The following is a 17,437-nucleotide window of genomic DNA, read 5'->3' on the forward strand; positions in this document are numbered from 1 at the left end:
TCGTTATCCTTCATCGTTCAACAGCAGATCGTTGAGTTCATCGAGGACACGCTGGGGCGTAATGTCGATCAGACTCTGGTGATAGCCTTCTGCCGCATCGCCTTTGCGGACCTTGTGATAGCCGGTGATCAGGCGAATCACACGCGCTTTATGGGACAGAGGCGGTGTGAAATCCGGGCTGCTTGGGCCATACAGCGCGACCAGCGGGCGGTTTAGCGCGGCGGCGACGTGCATCAGCCCCGAATCGTTGGTGACGACCGCTTTACAGGCCGCCAACAGGATAACCGCCTGCTCCAGCTGAGTTTCCCCTGCCAGATTGCGGCACCAGGCCTGCTGTTCGTTACTCAGGGTGGCGAGAATTTCGTTGCCCGCTTCGTGGTCTTTCGCCGAACCGAACAGCACGATCTGATAGCCTTCGTCGATCAGCTGTTTTGCCAGCTCGGCGTAGTGATAGTGCGGCCAACGCTTTGCCGGGCCGAATTCTGCCCCAGGGCAGAAGCCGATCATCGGGCGTTCCGCCGAAAGGTCAAACGCATTACACGTTTGCGATTTTTCGCCGTCGTGCACCTGCAACTGCGGCCACAGGAGCGGCTGAGGCAGATCTTTCGCTGTACGCATCACGCCTTTGTCATACGCCAGCGCCACGTAACGCTCGACCATTAACGGCCAGGCCTCTTTATCCAGCACACGGGCATCGTTGAGCAGACCGTAGCGCATCTCGCCGCGCCAGCCGGTGCGGTGCGGGACGCCCGCAAAGAAAGGCACCAGGGCAGATTTAAAAGAGTTCGGCAGAACAAACGCGCGGTCGTAGCGTTTCTCGCGCAGGCTATGCCCGAGCTTGCGACGCTCGCCAATTTCCAGCGCCCCGTGGCCGAGCGGCATGGGGATCGCTTCGTTCACTTCCGGCATCCGCGACAATAACGGACGGCACCACGCGGGTGCCATCACGTCGATTATCGCCTGGGGATAGCGCGCCTTGAGCGTGCGATAGAGACTTTGCGACATCATCATGTCGCCCACCCATGACGGACCAATCACCAGTATTTTCATTCACTTCATCCTTCAAACGGTCTCAGCGTTGGCTGCCTGCATTCACCTCAGTCACATAGTTATCCTATGTTCCTGGGGATGCACTCAGATGCAGCCTTGTTACCGCTTAATGAGTTTGTGAATCGCGGTTTAACCAGGCCATATATTCCGTTACGCCTTCGGCAACGGTCTTGAACGACTTATCGTAGCCCGCAGCACGCAGATTGGTCAGATCGGCCTGAGTGAACGCCTGGTAACGGCCTTTCAGTTTTTCCGGGAACGGAATGTACTCGAGGCTGCCTTTTTTATGGTAGGCCAGCGCCGCGTCAGCTACCGCCTGGAAGGATTCCGCACGGCCGGTACCCAGGTTGAAGATGCCGGAGACGCCGTTTTCCCAGAACCACAGATTCACTGCCGCCACATCACCCACATAGACGAAATCGCGTTTGAAGCCGTCGCTGCCTTCGAACAGTTTCGGGCTTTCGCCGTTGTTCAGTTGCGTGTTCAGGTGGAACGCCACGCTCGCCATGCTGCCTTTATGGCCTTCACGCGGTCCGTAGACGTTGAAATAGCGGAAGCCCACGATCTGGGAGTTGGCTTCCGGCAGAACCTGACGCACGTATTCGTCGAACAGGAATTTGGAGTAGCCGTAGACGTTCAGCGGCTGTTCGTATTCGCGTGATTCAATAAAGTCGGAGGTACGGCCGCCGTAGGTCGCCGCAGAAGAGGCGTACAAGAACGGAATTTCACGCTCCAGGCAGTAGTGCAGAACCTCTTTGGAGTACTGATAGTTGTTATCCATCATGTACTTGCCGTCCCACTCGGTGGTGGAGGAGCAGGCACCCTCGTGGAAGATGGCTTCGATCTCGCCGAACTCTTCACCTGCCATAATCTGGATCAGGAAATCTTCTTTATCCATGTAGTCGGCGATGTTCAGATCGACCAGGTTCACGAACTTGGTGCCGTCTTTCAGGTTGTCCACGACCAGAATGTCGGTGATGCCTTTGTCATTGAGGGCCTTGATAATATTGCTGCCAATAAAGCCCGCGCCGCCGGTAACGATGATCATAACGGTAACCTTTGTAGTGTGGAGTTCGGGGCCAGTCCCGAACACTAATATTCATATCATATCATTAGTATGGCGCCCCTTCAGCCATTCACCGATATGCAGCAGGGGTACACGTGATTTATGCTGCAAAAACGATAACTGATGATGCGTCATCTCGTATCGACGTATAGGTTTGGGTAATATGTGCCGAAATTTGCCGAGTCTGGAGAATTGCAATGCGTGGTGATTTTTACAAACAGTTAAACAACGACCTGGAGACCGCCCGCGCGGAAGGGTTGTTCAAAGAAGAACGTATTATCACTTCTGCGCAGCAGGCGGATATCACCGTCGCTGACGGCAGCAAGGTGATCAACTTTTGCGCGAACAACTACTTAGGTCTTGCGAATCACCCTGAGCTGATTGCCGCTGCCAAAAACGGCATGGACACCCACGGTTTTGGTATGGCCTCCGTGCGCTTTATCTGTGGCACGCAGGACAGCCACAAACAGCTTGAGAGCAAGCTGGCGGCGTTCCTCGGGATGGAAGATGCAATTCTCTACTCTTCCTGCTTCGACGCCAACGGCGGTCTGTTCGAGACCCTGCTGGGTGCGGAAGACGCGATTATCTCTGATGCCCTGAATCATGCTTCGATTATCGACGGCGTGCGTCTGTGTAAAGCGAAGCGTTTCCGCTATGCCAACAACGACATGCAGGAGCTGGAAGCGCGTCTGAAAGAGGCGCGTGAAGCCGGTGCGCGTCACGTGCTGATCGCCACCGACGGCGTGTTCTCCATGGACGGCGTGATTGCCAACCTGAAAGGCGTGTGCGACCTGGCAGACAAATACGATGCGCTGGTGATGGTCGATGACTCTCACGCGGTCGGTTTTGTCGGTGAAAACGGTCGCGGTTCCCACGAATATTGTGACGTGATGGGTCGCGTGGACATCATCACCGGTACGCTGGGCAAAGCGCTCGGCGGCGCGTCCGGCGGCTATACCGCAGCGCGCAAGGAAGTGGTCGAATGGTTGCGCCAGCGCTCCCGTCCGTATCTGTTCTCTAACTCTCTGGCACCGGCGATTGTCTCTGCCTCCATTAAAGTGCTGGAGATGGTGGAGTCGGGCGCTGAGCTGCGCGATCGCCTGTGGTCTAACGCGCGTCTGTTCCGCGAAAAAATGACCGCTGCAGGCTTTACGCTGGCAGGTGCCGATCACGCGATTATCCCGGTGATGTTAGGTGACGCGGTTGTGGCGCAAAACTTTGCCCGCGAGCTGCAAAAAGAGGGGATTTACGTCACCGGGTTCTTCTTCCCGGTGGTGCCAAAAGGTCAGGCGCGTATCCGCACCCAGATGTCTGCGGCGCACTCACCTGAGCAAATCGAGCGTGCGGTGGCAGCCTTTACCCGCATCGGCAAACAACTGGGCGTGATTGCCTGAGGACGTGTGATGAAAGCGTTATCCAAACTGAAAGCGGAAGAAGGGATTTGGATGACCGACGTGCCGGAGCCGGAAGTCGGTCATAACGATCTGCTGATCAAAATTCGTAAAACCGCCATTTGCGGTACCGACGTTCACATCTACAACTGGGATCAGTGGTCGCAAAAAACCATTCCGGTTCCGATGGTGGTTGGTCATGAATACGTCGGCGAAGTGGTCGGTATCGGCCAGGAAGTGAAGGGGTTCAAAATCGGCGATCGCGTCTCCGGTGAAGGCCATATCACCTGCGGTCACTGCCGTAACTGTCGCGGTGGACGCACCCATCTGTGCCGTAACACTGTGGGCGTAGGCGTTAACCGTCCGGGTTGTTTCGCTGAATATCTGGTGATCCCGGCGTTTAATGCTTTCAAAATTCCGGACAACATCTCTGACGACCTGGCTTCGATCTTCGACCCGTTCGGCAACGCGGTTCACACAGCGCTGTCGTTTGATTTAGTGGGTGAAGATGTGCTGGTCTCAGGCGCAGGCCCAATCGGCATTATGGCCGCAGCGGTGGCGAAACATGTGGGTGCGCGGAATGTCGTGATCACCGATGTGAACGAATACCGCCTGTCTCTGGCGCGCAAAATGGGCGTGACTCGCGCAGTGGATGTCTCGAAAGAGAACCTGAGCGACGTGATGGCCGAGCTTGGCATGACCGAAGGCTTCGATGTGGGACTGGAGATGTCCGGCGCACCGCCTGCGTTTCGCACTATGCTCGATACCATGAACCACGGTGGCCGTATCGCGATGCTGGGTATTCCGCCGTCAGATATGTCTATCGACTGGAACAAAGTCATCTTTAAAGGTCTGTTCATCAAAGGCATTTATGGCCGTGAGATGTTTGAAACCTGGTACAAAATGGCTGCGCTGATCCAGTCCGGTCTGGATCTGACGCCAATCATTACGCACCATTTCGGCATCGATGATTTCCAGAAAGGCTTCGACGCGATGCGCTCGGGCCAGTCCGGGAAAGTGATCCTGAGCTGGGATTAAACATGAAAGCGCCTGCGGGCGCTTTTTTTTTGACTCTTTCACACTTCTTGTATCCGCAATCAGATTATTTCGATTTTTACTTCGCTTTTTTAACCACACGCTTATAAAGTTTGTTTAGGTTTCATTTACTTTTACAGTGCCTATGTTCAAGCTTACCGTTTGTTTATTGACCTGTAACTCAGCGCGTCTGCTGCGTGAAGTCCTGCCACCGCTGCTCACCGTGGCGGATGAATTCGTCGTGGTTGATTCCGGGAGTACGGATGCCACGCTGGATATCTGCCGCGAATACGGCCTTACCACCCACTACCACCCCTATGCAATGCACGGCGCGCAGATGAATCATGCAATTGATCTGGCGACAAACGACTGGGTGCTGTGCATGGACAGCGATGAGATCCTCGACGCTGAGCTGGTTGATTTCATTCTGGCGCTCAAAGCGGACGATGAACCTGCCGCAGATCAGGCCTGGCGTATTCCGCGCTACTGGCACGTACTGGGTGAAGAAGTTCGGACCATTTATCCCGTCTCTTCACCAGACTTCCCGGTGCGTCTGTTCAATCGTACACATGCCCGGTTTAATCACCGTCCGGTCGATGACAAAGTGGAAGGCGCGCTTAAGGCAATCAAAATGCCAGGACGGGTTCGTCACGACACGTTTTACACTCTTCATGAAGTGTTCAATAAGCTGAATAGCTACACGTCCCGGCTGGTGAAATATCAGAATGTGCGGCCTTCTATCGTGCGCGGAGTGGTCAGCGGTATCGGCGCGTTCTTTAAATGGTATCTGCTGAGCGGCGCATGGCGGCAAGGAAAAGTGGGGATCGTGACGGGGTTGTATGCCAGTTCGTACAGCTTCCTGAAATATTTCAAAGCCTGGTATCAGCACCAGGATCAAAAAGAGTCCGTGGCGAAAAAGCCGGCGGACTCTCATCTCACGGAATAATTACGCTTTCTTACCCCAGCCCTGCCACTGGTGCTGGAAGTAAGTCACCAGCGAGCTTTGGCTGACGCTCTCACCAATCACTGTGAAGAATCGGGTCGCATAGACCGGCTCAGGCGGCTGTTTCGGTTTGCAAATCTGTACGCCACGGAATGGATTTTTAGGCTCCGTGCGTGGTTTGCTGCCTGGCGTGGAAGTGTTTGGCCGTGACGTATCCACTTGCGGTTCGTTCAGCAGGCTGCTTGGGCGGACCAGCGTGATGTCTGATGGCAGCGTCGGCAGCATTTGCTGCAAGACGCGCACCGTTGACGGATGCGGGTGGCCAATGGCGATTGCGGAGCCCGTGCGGCGAGCCAACTGGACGGCGCGATTAAACTGGAAGCGAATATCGGCTTCGTTCTGGGTGTCATCAAGGAACACTTTGCGCTTAATCACTTTCACGCCCGTGCCCTGCGCGGCGCGCATAGACTGGCTATTGCCGATGGTCATACTGTCGAGAAAATAGAGGTTGTAGCGCTCTAGCGCCTGCATCACTTTCTGCATCCCGAACAGGCTCGAGGTCATGGCGCTGCCCATGTGGTTATTCAGCCCGACTGCAAACGGCACTTTGCCGTAGGCGTCGCGAATGATGCGCTCGATCTCGTCGCTGCTCATCTCCGGACGCAGGGTGTCTTTTTCCAGCGGTTGTTTGCTCAGCGGCGCCATCGGCAGGTGGATAAGCACTTCATGCCCGCTGTTGTGGGCTTTGGTCGCCATTTCACGCGCGTGCGGTGCATTGGGTAAAACGGCGACGGAGATGGCCGACGGCATCGCCAGCACCTGATTCTCGTTGTGCGGACGATAGCCAAAGTCATCAATGACGATGGCTAATTTGCCTGCGTAAACCGGTGAAGCCAGCGCCAGTGCACTGACGACGGAGAGAACAAGACGACGAAATTGAAGCAAAACTTATCTTCCCAACCACGGCTGTGGATTGACCGCCTGACCCTGGCGACGAATTTCGAAATAGAGTGACGGGCGGCCCTGACCGCCACTGCTGCCCACAAGGGCGATGGGTTGTCCTGCACGGACCTGAGTGCCGACGCTGACCAGCGCGCTTTGGTTGTAGCCGTAAAGACTCATGTCGCCTTTCCCGTGCTCAACCACCACCACCAGGCCGTAGCCTTGCAGCCAGTCGGCGAGGATCACGCGGCCATCGGCGATCGCTTTGACTTCACTGCCTTCCGACGCGCCAATCACGATACCCTTCCAACGTAGCTCACCCTGCAGCTGTTCGCCATAGCGATGCAAAATAGAGCCGCGCACGGGCCAGTAGGCTTGTCCGCGTGGGGCGCCTAATCCGCCGGTACGTGAGATAAGCGAGCGCTCGCTTTCCGTTGGCTTGTAGGTCGAGCCTTTGCGGGAGGCTTCCTGTTGACGGTCTTTTACGGCTTGCGCTTCGCGGGCCTCTTTCTCGGCGCGTGCCCGGGCGGCGGCTTCTGCGCGAGCAATACTGTTGCGCAGTTTTGATTCGTTGGCGCGCATTTCACCCAGCTGCGCCTGGCCTTCCTGAATGGAAGATTCAAGCCCGGAGAGGGTTTTCTTACGTTCGTTCCGCGCCTGCTCCAGCTTCGCCTGCTGCGCCTGCTGATCATAAAGCAGGGTCTGCTGCTGACTTTGCTTCTCTTCCAGCTCGGCTTTCTGCGAGGTGACCTCTTCGCGCGTCTGTTTCAACTGCGCGATGGTCTCCTGGCGTGCCTGGTTCAGATAGCCGAAATAGGCCTGCAGGCGCTGCCCGCGCTGGCTCTCTTCCCCGCTGAGAATCAGCTGAATGCCGGTGTGCTCGCCCTGACGAAACGCAGCGTCGAGCTGTGCTGCAAGGTTACGTTCCTGAGTGGCTCGCTGGAGTTCCAGTTTGGCAATCGACGCATTCATCTCATCGATTTGCTTGTTCAGCACGGAAAGGGTGTTCTGCGTTTCGCGCAGTTTGCGCGCGGCGGCGGAGATCGCTTCCTCCTGCTGCTTTAACTGTGCAAGCAGTGAGGCGCGTTGCTGTTGCTGCTGGCGTACCGCGCGCTCTTTGGCGGCGATATCGGCCTGAATAGATTTGAGCTGATCGCGATCGTCAGCGTGGGCGGATGCGGCGCACAGCAATACGCCAGCGCTGAGTGCGCTGGCGTAAAGCAGAGGCCTGACTGATAACCGTAACGGCTTCACGACCCATGTGATTGAAAAAATCGCCTTTCCCCTCATGGGGAGGGATTATTCCACGATGAACAGCGGCTTGCCAGTCATCTCTTGCGGGATTTCCATACCCATCAGCGTCAACATGGTTGGCGCGATGTCAGAAAGCTTGCCGCCTTCCACTGCTTTCAGAGATTTCTCACCCACATAAATCAGCGGAACAGGCAGGTTGGTGTGTGCTGTGTGCGCCTGTCCGGTAGACGGATCGCGCATCTGTTCTGCGTTACCGTGGTCAGCTGTAATCAGCAGTTGGCCACCGACGGATTCGACCGCTTGGGTCACTTCGTCAACGCAGTGGTCCAGCGCTTCAACCGCTTTCACCGCGGCTTCCATCACGCCCGTATGCCCGACCATATCGCCGTTCGGGTAGTTACAGATGATGGTGTCGTATTTACCGCTTTTGATTGCCGCAACCAGTTTCTCGGTCAGTTCAGCAGAGCTCATTTCTGGCTGCAGATCGTAGGTCGCCACTTTCGGAGAGTTGATCAGAATGCGGTCTTCGCCTTTGAACGGCTCTTCAACACCGCCGTTGAAGAAGAAGGTCACGTGCGCATATTTTTCTGTTTCAGAAATACGCAGCTGCGTTTTGTCGTTCTTCGCCATCCACTCGCCGAAGGTGTTTGCCAGCGATGCTGGTGGATACGCGCAAGGGACTTTGATGTCTGCGGCGTATTCGGTCAGCATGATGAAGTCGAGGTTCACGACTTTTTTACGGGCAAAACCGTCGAAATCCGCGTTCACGAAAGCGCGGGTGATTTCGCGCGCACGGTCAGCGCGGAAGTTCATGAAGATCAGCGCATCGCCGTCTTCCATTGCGGCATCGTCCTGGCCTTCAGCACGGATCACGGTCGCTTTCACGAATTCGTCGTTTTCATCGCGCGCGTAAGCGGCTTCCAGACCGGCAACAGCGGTATCAAACTGGAATTCGCCTGCTGCCTGGGTCATCAGGTCGTAGGCTTTCTCAACGCGGTCCCAGCGGTTGTCGCGGTCCATTGCGAAGTAGCGGCCAATGATAGACGCCACGCGGCCTTTGCCCAGTTCAGCAAATTTCTCTTCAAAGGTTTGCAGGGAGGATTTCGCGCTGCGCGGTGGGGTGTCGCGGCCGTCGAGGAAAGCGTGCAGATAGATTTTTTCTGCGCCGCGTTCGGCAGCCATCTCAACCATCGCCAGGATGTGATCTTCGTGGCTGTGAACACCACCGGCAGAGAGCAGGCCCATGATGTGGACGGCTTTGCCCGCGTTGACCGCTTTATCAACGGCGGTGGTCAACACCGGGTTGGTGAAGAAAGTACGTTCTTTAATTTCAACGTCCAGGCGAGTCAGGTCCTGATAGACGATACGACCGGCGCCCAGGTTGACGTGTCCCACTTCGGAGTTGCCCATCTGACGGTCTGGCAGGCCAACTTCCAGGCCAGAAGCGTCAATCAGGGTATGCGGACGTTTTGCCCACAGCGCATCCATGACCGGGGTTTTAGCGTTGAAAATGGCGTTATCCTGGCTGTCCTCACGATAGCCATAACCATCCAGAATCACCAGTACCATAGGTTTTTTAGAAACCGACATTGCGACAACCTCATGCTCAAGAGACAAAAAATTTGCGTAATTTTACTACAGCTGAATCGATAAAATAGCCGCAGAAGATCAAAGAAAGGGAGGGGACAGGCGGCGGGTATGCTCATTTTGACGCTTTTTTTTCGTGGCATGCCGCAGAAAATGGATTAGCTTATTCTCGCTGGCTGTATTTGCCACAACGCACAGGTATACTCCTGTCCTGGTTTTTTTAATCACTACGTCGGGAGTTGTTACCCCCCATGCAAGAAATTATGCAATTTGTTAGCCGCCACCCAGTACTCAGTATCGCGTGGATTGGTTTACTGGCCGCTGTGCTGTTCACCACGTTTAAAGGCCTTACGTCTAAAGTTAAGGTTATTACCCGTGGCGAAGCAACGCGCCTCATCAACAAAGAAGACGCGGTCGTTGTGGATCTGCGCCAGCGTGATGATTTCCGTAAAGGGCACATTGCAGGATCTATTAACCTGCTGCCAACAGAAATCAAAGCCAACAATCTTGGCGAGCTGGAAAAGCATAAAGACAAACCGATTATCGTTGTTGACGGTACCGGCATGCAGGCTCAGGACCCAGCGAGCGCACTCACCAAAGCTGGCTTCGATAAAGTCTTCGTACTGAAAGACGGCGTCTCTGGTTGGAGCGGTGAGAATCTGCCTTTAGTTCGCGGTAAATAAGAGGAACGACGTGATGGCCAATATTGAAATCTACACCAAAGCGACCTGCCCGTTTTGCCATCGTGCAAAAGCGCTGCTAAACAGCAAAGGGGTAACTTTCCAGGAACTGCCCATTGATGGCGATGCGGCAAAACGTGAAGAGATGATCAAACGTAGTGGCCGCACGACGGTTCCGCAGATTTTTATTGATGCGCAGCACATTGGCGGCTGTGATGACTTGTATGCGCTGAATGCACGCGGCGGGCTCGATCCCCTGCTGTGATAGCGTTTTAGGACAATTAAAAAGGGTATTTCCATGTCAGAACAAAACAACAACGAAATGAGTTTCCAGATCCAGCGCATCTACACCAAAGATGTCTCTTTCGAAGCTCCAAATGCGCCACACGTTTTCCAGAAAGATTGGCAGCCAGAGGTTAAACTTGATCTTGATACTGCTTCTACCCAACTGGCAGAAGACGTGTATGAAGTTGTGCTGCGCGTGACCGTTACCGCTGCGCTGGGCGAAGAAACTGCATTCCTGTGCGAAGTACAGCAGGGCGGTATCTTCTCCGTTGGCGGTATCGAAGGTAATCAGCTGGCGCATTGCCTGGGTGCATACTGCCCGAACATCCTGTTCCCGTATGCTCGCGAATGCATCACCAGCCTGGTATCCCGCGGTACATTCCCGCAACTGAACCTTGCGCCAGTAAACTTTGATGCGCTGTTCATGAACTATCTGCAGCAGCAAGCTGGCGAAGGTACTGACCAACATCAGGATGCCTGATGAGTACAGTTAATGCGTCAATGACTGTGATCGGTGCCGGCTCTTACGGCACCGCTCTTGCCATCACTCTGGCAAGAAATGGTCACGAAGTGGTTCTCTGGGGCCACGATCCCAAACATATCGCGACGTTGCAACACGACCGCTGCAACGTGGCGTTTCTTCCTGACGTGCCTTTCCCTGATTCGCTGCATCTCGAAAGCGATCTTGCCACCGCGCTTGCCGCCAGCCGCAATATTCTCGTGGTTGTGCCGAGCCATGTCTTTGGCCAGGTGCTGCACCAGATCAAGGCGCTGATGCGCCCGGATGCGCGCATTGTGTGGGCGACGAAAGGGCTGGAAGCGGAAACCGGACGTCTCTTGCAGGATGTCGCCCGCGAAATTCTGGGTGATGACATTCCGCTCGCCGTGATCTCCGGGCCGACGTTTGCCAAAGAGCTGGCCGCAGGCCTGCCAACGGCCATCTCTCTGGCATCGACCGATCAGACCTTCTCCGACGATCTCCAGCATTTGCTGCATTGCGGTAAGAGCTTCCGCGTCTACAGCAATCCCGATTTTATCGGTGTTCAGCTGGGCGGCGCGGTGAAAAACGTCATCGCGATTGGTGCCGGGATGTCCGACGGTATCGGCTTTGGCGCCAACGCGCGTACAGCGCTGATCACCCGTGGGCTGACTGAAATGTCTCGTCTCGGGACCGCGCTGGGCGCCGATCCTGCCACCTTTATGGGGATGGCCGGTTTAGGCGATCTGGTGCTGACTTGCACCGATAACCAGTCTCGCAACCGCCGTTTCGGCATGATGCTTGGACAGGGCATGGACGTGATCGGCGCGCAGGAGAAGATTGGTCAGGTGGTTGAAGGCTATCGCAATACCAAAGAAGTTCGGGAATTGGCGCACCGTTTTGGTGTCGAAATGCCAATAACCGAGGAAATTTATCAGGTATTGTATTGCGGAAAAAATGCGCGCGAGGCAGCATTAACGCTGTTAGGTCGCTCACGCAAGGACGAGCGCAGTAGTAGTTAATCGCAGGGAACCTTAGTCACCTGAATGACCCGGCTGGCGCAGAACTGGCCGGTCATTATGATACCGCCTGGAGTATGCAATGCCGTGTGAAGAACTGGATATCGTCTGGAACAATATTAAAGCCGAAGCCCGGGCTTTGGCCGACTGCGAGCCAATGCTGGCCAGTTTCTACCACGCGACGCTACTCAAGCATGAAAACCTCGGCAGCGCCCTGAGCTATATGCTCGCCAATAAACTGGCGTCCTCCATTATGCCCGCGATCGCTATTCGCGAAGTGGTGGAAGAAGCGTATGCCGCTGACCCTGAAATGATCGCCTCCGCCGCCTGTGATATTCAGGCCGTGCGCACGCGTGACCCGGCCGTCGATAAATATTCAACGCCGCTGCTGTACCTGAAAGGCTTCCACGCCTTGCAGGCCTACCGTATCGGCCACTGGCTGTGGAATGAGGGCCGCCGCGCGCTGGCGATCTTCTTGCAGAACCAGGTTTCCGTCACTTTCCAGGTCGATATCCACCCGGCGGCGAAAATTGGTCGCGGGATCATGCTCGACCACGCCACGGGAATTGTCGTCGGGGAGACGGCGGTGATCGAAGATGACGTGTCGATTCTGCAGTCCGTCACCCTCGGGGGTACCGGTAAAACCAGCGGCGATCGCCATCCGAAGATCCGTGAAGGTGTGATGATTGGCGCGGGCGCGAAAATTCTCGGCAATATCGAAGTGGGGCGCGGCGCGAAAATCGGCGCCGGTTCCGTGGTGCTGCAACCTGTTCCACCGCATACCACCGCCGCTGGCGTGCCAGCGCGTATCGTTGGCAAGCCAGAGAGCGATAAACCCGCGATGGATATGGATCAGCACTTCAACGGTATCCACCATACCTTTGAGTATGGCGACGGGATTTAAAACTTCGCGCGGGTAAGCGAACCGCTACCCGACAACATCAGCTTCGTAATACCGCGCCAGCATACCCCAGCTGGCGCCAGGCTTCGTACACCACCACCGACACCGCGTTCGACAGGTTCATGCTCCGGCTGTCCGGCATCATCGGAATACGGATTTTTTGCTCAGCAGGCAGGGCGTCAAGGATAGTGGCAGGCAGCCCGCGCGTCTCCGGACCAAACATCAGATAATCGCCTTCCTGATAGCTCACCGCACTGTGTGCAGGCGTGCCTTTCGTCGTCAGGGCAAACATACGTTGCGGCTTTTCGGCTTCCACAAACGCGGCGTAATCGTGATGGCGGACCACGGCGGTAAATTCGTGATAATCCAGCCCGGCACGGCGCAGGCGTTTGTCATCCCACGCAAAACCCATTGGCTCGATAATATGCAAACGAAAACCGGTGTTGGCGCACAGGCGGATGATATTCCCGGTATTCGGTGGAATTTCTGGTTCGAATAAAACGATGTTAAGCATGCTGCCCCCTTAAAATGCGGGGGCAGGATACCACTTTCCCTACGCCGCGTCCCCTCGCGCCAATGGTGCCAGAGCCGCCGGTAATTTACTCAGCTCCTGCACCAGCGAATCCTTGCTGATCTCACCGATGGTTTTAGCCCCGGTCAGCGTCATCGCCACTTTCATCTCTTTTTCGATAAGGTTCAGCAGATTAGCCACGCCAGCCTGGCCATGCGTCGCCAGCGCATACAGATATGCCCGGCCCAGCAGCACGCTGTCAGCGCCGAGGGCAATCATGCGCACCACGTCCAGCCCGTTGCGGATGCCGCTGTCGGCCAGAATCGCAATATCGCCTTTCACCGCGTCGGCGATGGCCGGCAGTGCGCGCGCGGAGGAGAGCACGCCGTCAAGCTGACGACCGCCGTGGTTCGACACCACAATACCATCTGCGCCAAAACGCACCGCATCGCGTGCATCTTCCGGGTCGAGAATGCCTTTGATGACCATCGGGCCGTCCCAGAACTCGCGGATCCATTCCAGATCTTTCCACGAGATCGACGGATCAAAGTTATTCGCCAGCCAGCCGATATAATCCTCCAGCCCGGTCGGTTTACCGAGGTACGCCGAAATATTCCCCAGATCGTGTGGCCGACCGTTGACGCCCACATCCCACGCCCACTGCGGATGGGTGACCGCCTGCCAGTAGCGACGCATGGCCGCGTTCGCGCCGCTCATACCCGAGTGGGCATCGCGATAGCGGGCGCCCGGCGTCGGCATATCGACCGTAAACACCAGCGTTGAACAGCCTGCCGCTTTGGCACGCTCAAGGGCGTTACGCATAAAGCCGCGGTCGCGCAGGACGTACAGCTGGAACCACATCGGACGCTTAATGGTCGGTGCCACCTCTTCAATCGGACACACGGAGACTGTCGAGAGCGTAAACGGGATACCTTTAGCATCAGCCGCCGCCGCCGCTTGCACCTCACCGCGACGAGCGTACATCCCGCACAGGCCAACGGGTGCCAGAGCCACAGGCATCGACAGCGTCTCGTTGAACAGCTTCGTTTCCAGACTCAGATCGGACATGTTTTTCAGCACACGCTGGCGCAGCGCCACTTCGGACAGATCCTCCACGTTGCGGCGCAGGGTGTATTCGGAATACGCCCCGCCGTCGATGTAGTGGAACAGGAATGGTGGCAGGATGCGCTGCGCCGCTGCGCGATAGTCACTGGCTGCGGAAATAATCATGCTTTGTTCTCCCTGGAAATATCATGATCGCCGGGCAGGCGGGTAATGCGCGCCTGTCGGGCCTGATCTTCATCGAATCGTTTGATGGTGGTATGGACGAAACCGAGATGGGCCATCATCGCTTTACGCGCGGCGTCGGCGTCGCCCTTCAGAATGGCGTCGAGGACGGCCTGATGCTGCTCCGTGAGCTGGGCAAAGACCGGTGGGACGAGATACATGCGCTGGCGGCTCTGCTTAACAGAGGATTGCAGCAGATCGAAAAAGCCGCGCATGGTTTGCAGCAGCACCACGTTGTGTGAGGCCTCGGCGATGGCGAGATGAAAACGTACGTCCGCCTGCGAGGCGATATCCGGGTTATCGCTCTGCGTCGCCTCAAAGCAGGCTTTCAGCTTCTCTTTGTCGGCGTCCGTCGCGCGCATCGCCGCGTGCCAGGCGGTGCTGGCTTCAATGGCATGGCGGGCTTCGAGGATATCGAAACTGTAATCCGGATCGTTCTCCATCAGCGTTTTAAGAGGCTGAACGATATTTTGCTCGGACCAGTCGTCGTGCTGCCAGCGGACAAAGGTCCCGCCGCCGCGACGGCTGAGCAGCACGCCCTCGCTGACCAGCGTCGCCAGCGCTTCGCGCAGTGAATTACGCGACACGCCAAGCAGCGCCGCCAGCTGGCGTTCCGCGGGCAATTTCATGCCCGCTTCCAGCTGTTGTTCTTCAATCAGCGCCCGCACGCGAGAGGCAATCTCGTCGGACAGGCGTCTGGGCATCACTATCATGGAATCATCCAGGTTAAGACGTAGGCCTGAAGCGTGGTAATCACGCCCACCATGCAGGTGAAAATCAGGCTGTGTTTGACGGTAAATCGGAACAGGTCCGACTCTTTACCCACCAGTCCCACCGCTGCACAGGCAATGGCGATGGACTGCGGGGAGATCATTTTGCCGGTCACGCCGCCGGTGGTGTTCGCTGCGACGAGCAGCACGTCCGAAACACCAATCTGCTGCGCGGCGGTCGCCTGAAGCGCGGCAAAGAGGGCGTTGGATGACGTATCGGAACCGGTCAGGAACACGCCCAGCCAGCCGAGGAACGGCGAGAAGAAGGTGAAGGCGTGCCCCGTATGGGCCAGGGCTAACGCCAGCGTCGATGACAAACCGGAGTAGTTCGAGATAAACGCGAACGCCAGCACCATACCGATAGAGTAAATGGGCAGCGCCAGCTCTTTCAACGTGCTGGCAAATGTCTGAATAGCCGCCGCCGGTTTCATGCGCAGCCACACCACAGAAAGAATCGCCGCAAACAGGATCGCCGTGCCGGTTGCAGAGAACCAGTCGAACTTATAGACCGCAGCATACGGCGTCGCTTCGTGAACGACCGGCGGCATGCGGGCAACCATTTTGTCGAGGAACGGCACGGAGATGTTAATCACCATGTCGTAGAGCGCGCCGCCAGGGGCGAACAGCGCTTTGAACGGCGGGACGCTCCAGAGGGTGACCGTCGCGGTCAGAAACAGGAACGGCGACCAGGCACGCACAATCTGGCCGACAGTGTAATGGGTGCGTGCCAGAGTCTGATCGACCTGCGCCGCGCCCATATCGCCAAAGCGGAAGATGCGCACCGGCTGCCAGCGCTTCAGGAACAGGGTGAGACAGACCAGCGATACCAGCGACGAGATGATGTCCGGCAGTTCCGGGCCGATAAAGTTCGAGCTGAGATACTGGGCGATAGCAAACGAACCACCTGCAACCACCACCGCAGGCCAGGTCTCTTTCACGCCGCGCCAGCCGTCCATAATCGCCATAATCCAGAACAGCACGATAATGGTCAGGAACGGCAGCTGACGCCCCACCATCTGGCCGATTTCGAAGCTGTCTAAACCGGTGACCTGCCCGGCGACCAGAATAGGAATCCCCATCGCGCCGAAGGCTACCGGAGCGGTGTTAACGATCAGGCATAGGCCCGCAGCATACAGCGGGTTAAAGCCGAGACCCACCAGCAGCGCAGCGGTGATCGCCACCGGCGCACCAAAGCCCGCCGCCCCTTCAAGGAACGCGCCGAAGCAGAAACCGACAATCAGCATTTGCAGGCGCTGATCCGGGGTAATGGAGAGAATCGACGAGCGAATGATGTCGAATTGCCCGGTCTTCACCGAGATTTTATAAACAAACACCGCCGCGATGATGATCCAGGCGATTGGCCACAATCCGTAGAAGAAACCATACACCACCGACGCCAGGGCGTGATCGACCGGCATTTTGTAGAAGAACAGCGCTACCACCAGCGCAATCGCGACGGTGTAGGTGGCGGCGAGATAGCCCTTCAGCTTGAGCTTAATCAGCGCGAAGAAGAAGAACAGAATCGGTAGCGATGCGATCAGGCTCGACAGCCAGATGTTACCGGCCGGATCGTAGTTTTGTTGCCAGAGGCTCATTGCAGGTCTCCTGAGGACCACACATTCCGCTTCGCGGTGAGTCTGCGCTCATCTCAGCGTCACAGTCTGTGTAAAAGTGGTCCTGCCAATAGTGTGATGTAGGGGTAATGACAACAAATGGTTAATCAAATGTTATGGATGGGCAATGATTTTGTGAGCAGAAATAATGGAAGTGTGAACCAGGGAAGTATTGGTCAGGGGATTGGTTGGGCCAATTTTAAGGGGAGGGGGCAGGCCGGGTAAGCATGGCGCTACCCGGCAGCTAAATCAGAACGCCGTCTTCGAAAAGCCGGTCATCTCTTTCAGGCCCATTTCACGGCCCAGTTCGGTCATCGGGTGCACAACCACCAGGCCGCGCACGCTTTTTTTCAGCTTGCCCATGTCGGCCTGTTCTTTTTTGGTGATCGCACGGCGATGCGGCATGTCCATCAGCTTCTGCGCTTCTTTGCTCAGCTTGTGGCCTTTCACGGCACGCAGACGATCGATTTCTGCTTCTAGCGTCGCTTTCTCTTTTTCCAGCTCAGCGTATTTCTCAGCGGACTCAACCAGCGACATATCAGCCTGCTGGTGGCGGATCAGATCCAGGCGATCGCTCAGGCGTTTAATTTCGTTCTTTTCGACTTCTTTCATCACATATAGCTCT

The 17,437-nt window shown here is 56.4% G+C and carries 18 protein-coding genes; 8 read left to right on the plus strand and 10 right to left on the minus strand.

Translation table 11 applies throughout. The features are described from left to right. Positions 1 to 3: 3 nt before the first annotated feature. Entirely contained in the window at positions 4 to 1,050 is a 1,047-nt protein-coding gene (gene rfaF, locus C0560_RS00800; protein ID WP_102105063.1) for an ADP-heptose--LPS heptosyltransferase RfaF, read from the minus strand. Positions 1,051 to 1,156: 106 nt separating this feature from the next. After that, a complete protein-coding gene (gene rfaD, locus C0560_RS00805) occupies positions 1,157 to 2,098 on the minus strand; it encodes an ADP-glyceromanno-heptose 6-epimerase (protein WP_100778186.1) in 942 nt (313 codons plus the stop codon). A 215-nt stretch (positions 2,099 to 2,313) separates the two neighbouring features. On the opposite strand from rfaD, the gene kbl reads away from it, so the two are divergent. From kbl to C0560_RS00820, 3 genes are all read left to right on the plus strand, one after another. After that, a complete protein-coding gene (kbl, locus tag C0560_RS00810) occupies positions 2,314 to 3,510 on the plus strand; it encodes a glycine C-acetyltransferase (protein WP_107702526.1) in 1,197 nt (398 codons plus the stop codon). Positions 3,511 to 3,519: 9 nt separating this feature from the next. Beyond that, positions 3,520 to 4,545 (plus strand): L-threonine 3-dehydrogenase, encoded by a 1,026-nt coding sequence (gene tdh, locus C0560_RS00815; RefSeq protein WP_100778184.1) that lies wholly within the window; start codon positions 3,520 to 3,522, stop codon positions 4,543 to 4,545. Positions 4,546 to 4,687: 142 nt separating this feature from the next. Beyond that, a complete protein-coding gene (locus tag C0560_RS00820; RefSeq protein ID WP_248859428.1) occupies positions 4,688 to 5,488 on the plus strand; it encodes a glycosyltransferase family 2 protein in 801 nt (266 codons plus the stop codon). Here the strand turns inward: C0560_RS00820 and C0560_RS00825 are convergent, their stop codons facing one another. The 3 genes from C0560_RS00825 to gpmM are packed head-to-tail and all read right to left on the minus strand — an operon-like array spanning position 5,489 to position 9,271. Then, positions 5,489 to 6,430 carry a divergent polysaccharide deacetylase family protein gene (locus tag C0560_RS00825; RefSeq protein WP_248859430.1) on the minus strand — a complete coding sequence of 314 codons (942 nt, stop codon included), beginning with the start codon at positions 6,428 to 6,430 and terminating at the stop codon, positions 5,489 to 5,491. It abuts the gene before it with no gap. Between the two features lie 3 nt (positions 6,431 to 6,433). Next, positions 6,434 to 7,693 carry a murein hydrolase activator EnvC gene (envC, locus tag C0560_RS00830; RefSeq protein ID WP_231275396.1) on the minus strand — a complete coding sequence of 420 codons (1,260 nt, stop codon included), beginning with the start codon at positions 7,691 to 7,693 and terminating at the stop codon, positions 6,434 to 6,436. 33 nt (positions 7,694 to 7,726) lie between these two features. After that, positions 7,727 to 9,271, minus strand: a complete 1,545-nt coding sequence (gene gpmM / locus C0560_RS00835; RefSeq protein ID WP_123429693.1) for a 2,3-bisphosphoglycerate-independent phosphoglycerate mutase — start codon at positions 9,269 to 9,271, stop codon at positions 7,727 to 7,729. Positions 9,272 to 9,519: 248 nt separating this feature from the next. Between gpmM and C0560_RS00840 the strand changes: the two genes are divergently transcribed. From C0560_RS00840 to cysE, 5 genes are all read left to right on the plus strand, one after another. Continuing rightward, positions 9,520 to 9,951, plus strand: coding sequence for a rhodanese-like domain-containing protein (locus tag C0560_RS00840; RefSeq protein ID WP_095280187.1), 432 nt, complete (start codon positions 9,520 to 9,522; stop codon positions 9,949 to 9,951). Between the two features lie 13 nt (positions 9,952 to 9,964). After that, positions 9,965 to 10,213 (plus strand): glutaredoxin 3, encoded by a 249-nt coding sequence (gene grxC, locus C0560_RS00845; protein ID WP_248859431.1) that lies wholly within the window; start codon positions 9,965 to 9,967, stop codon positions 10,211 to 10,213. Between the two features lie 33 nt (positions 10,214 to 10,246). Then, positions 10,247 to 10,714 carry a protein-export chaperone SecB gene (secB, locus tag C0560_RS00850; protein WP_100778178.1) on the plus strand — a complete coding sequence of 156 codons (468 nt, stop codon included), beginning with the start codon at positions 10,247 to 10,249 and terminating at the stop codon, positions 10,712 to 10,714. Beyond that, a complete protein-coding gene (gpsA, locus tag C0560_RS00855) occupies positions 10,714 to 11,733 on the plus strand; it encodes an NAD(P)H-dependent glycerol-3-phosphate dehydrogenase (protein ID WP_107702519.1) in 1,020 nt (339 codons plus the stop codon). Before secB ends, gpsA begins: the two co-directional genes overlap by 1 nt. Before the next feature lie 79 nt (positions 11,734 to 11,812). Then, positions 11,813 to 12,634, plus strand: coding sequence for a serine O-acetyltransferase (cysE, locus tag C0560_RS00860; RefSeq protein WP_059180464.1), 822 nt, complete (start codon positions 11,813 to 11,815; stop codon positions 12,632 to 12,634). Positions 12,635 to 12,671: 37 nt separating this feature from the next. Here cysE and trmL read toward each other — a convergent pair whose 3' ends face one another. The 5 genes from trmL to C0560_RS00885 all read right to left on the minus strand — a co-directional run bounded on the left by trmL (position 12,672) and on the right by C0560_RS00885 (position 17,424). Then, a complete protein-coding gene (gene trmL / locus C0560_RS00865) occupies positions 12,672 to 13,145 on the minus strand; it encodes a tRNA (uridine(34)/cytosine(34)/5-carboxymethylaminomethyluridine(34)-2'-O)-methyltransferase TrmL (RefSeq protein ID WP_100778176.1) in 474 nt (157 codons plus the stop codon). Between the two features lie 39 nt (positions 13,146 to 13,184). Continuing rightward, on the minus strand, positions 13,185 to 14,372 hold the full coding sequence (gene lldD / locus C0560_RS00870; protein ID WP_100778175.1) for an FMN-dependent L-lactate dehydrogenase LldD: 1,188 nt from the start codon (positions 14,370 to 14,372) through the stop codon (positions 13,185 to 13,187). Then, a complete protein-coding gene (gene lldR, locus C0560_RS00875) occupies positions 14,369 to 15,142 on the minus strand; it encodes a transcriptional regulator LldR (RefSeq protein WP_100778174.1) in 774 nt (257 codons plus the stop codon). Before lldR ends, lldD begins: the two co-directional genes overlap by 4 nt. After that, the gene (lldP, locus tag C0560_RS00880) at positions 15,139 to 16,794 is read right to left on the minus strand and encodes an L-lactate permease (protein ID WP_123429691.1); all 1,656 of its coding nucleotides are present in this window, start codon (positions 16,792 to 16,794) and stop codon (positions 15,139 to 15,141) included. The genes lldR and lldP overlap by 4 nt, the downstream gene beginning before the upstream one ends. Positions 16,795 to 17,061: 267 nt before the next feature. Continuing rightward, positions 17,062 to 17,424 carry a YibL family ribosome-associated protein gene (locus tag C0560_RS00885; RefSeq protein WP_100778172.1) on the minus strand — a complete coding sequence of 121 codons (363 nt, stop codon included), beginning with the start codon at positions 17,422 to 17,424 and terminating at the stop codon, positions 17,062 to 17,064. Between the last annotated feature and the right edge of the window lie 13 nt (positions 17,425 to 17,437).

Source organism: Lelliottia sp. AC1, from assembly GCF_023278595.1.
In the GTDB taxonomy this organism is placed as follows: Bacteria; Pseudomonadota; Gammaproteobacteria; order Enterobacterales; family Enterobacteriaceae; genus Enterobacter; species Enterobacter nimipressuralis.

Coding starts and splice junctions, on each gene's coding strand:
- rfaF (WP_102105063.1), bottom strand. CDS start 1,050: ATGAAAATACTGGTGATTGGTCCGTCATGGGTGGGCGACATGATGATG.
- rfaD (WP_100778186.1), bottom strand. CDS start 2,098: ATGATCATCGTTACCGGCGGCGCGGGCTTTATTGGCAGCAATATTATC.
- kbl (WP_107702526.1), top strand. CDS start 2,314: ATGCGTGGTGATTTTTACAAACAGTTAAACAACGACCTGGAGACCGCC.
- tdh (WP_100778184.1), top strand. CDS start 3,520: ATGAAAGCGTTATCCAAACTGAAAGCGGAAGAAGGGATTTGGATGACC.
- C0560_RS00820 (WP_248859428.1), top strand. CDS start 4,688: ATGTTCAAGCTTACCGTTTGTTTATTGACCTGTAACTCAGCGCGTCTG.
- gpmM (WP_123429693.1), bottom strand. CDS start 9,271: ATGTCGGTTTCTAAAAAACCTATGGTACTGGTGATTCTGGATGGTTAT.
- C0560_RS00840 (WP_095280187.1), top strand. CDS start 9,520: ATGCAAGAAATTATGCAATTTGTTAGCCGCCACCCAGTACTCAGTATC.
- grxC (WP_248859431.1), top strand. CDS start 9,965: ATGGCCAATATTGAAATCTACACCAAAGCGACCTGCCCGTTTTGCCAT.
- secB (WP_100778178.1), top strand. CDS start 10,247: ATGTCAGAACAAAACAACAACGAAATGAGTTTCCAGATCCAGCGCATC.
- gpsA (WP_107702519.1), top strand. CDS start 10,714: ATGAGTACAGTTAATGCGTCAATGACTGTGATCGGTGCCGGCTCTTAC.
- cysE (WP_059180464.1), top strand. CDS start 11,813: ATGCCGTGTGAAGAACTGGATATCGTCTGGAACAATATTAAAGCCGAA.
- trmL (WP_100778176.1), bottom strand. CDS start 13,145: ATGCTTAACATCGTTTTATTCGAACCAGAAATTCCACCGAATACCGGG.
- lldD (WP_100778175.1), bottom strand. CDS start 14,372: ATGATTATTTCCGCAGCCAGTGACTATCGCGCAGCGGCGCAGCGCATC.
- lldR (WP_100778174.1), bottom strand. CDS start 15,142: ATGATAGTGATGCCCAGACGCCTGTCCGACGAGATTGCCTCTCGCGTG.
- lldP (WP_123429691.1), bottom strand. CDS start 16,794: ATGAGCCTCTGGCAACAAAACTACGATCCGGCCGGTAACATCTGGCTG.
- C0560_RS00885 (WP_100778172.1), bottom strand. CDS start 17,424: ATGAAAGAAGTCGAAAAGAACGAAATTAAACGCCTGAGCGATCGCCTG.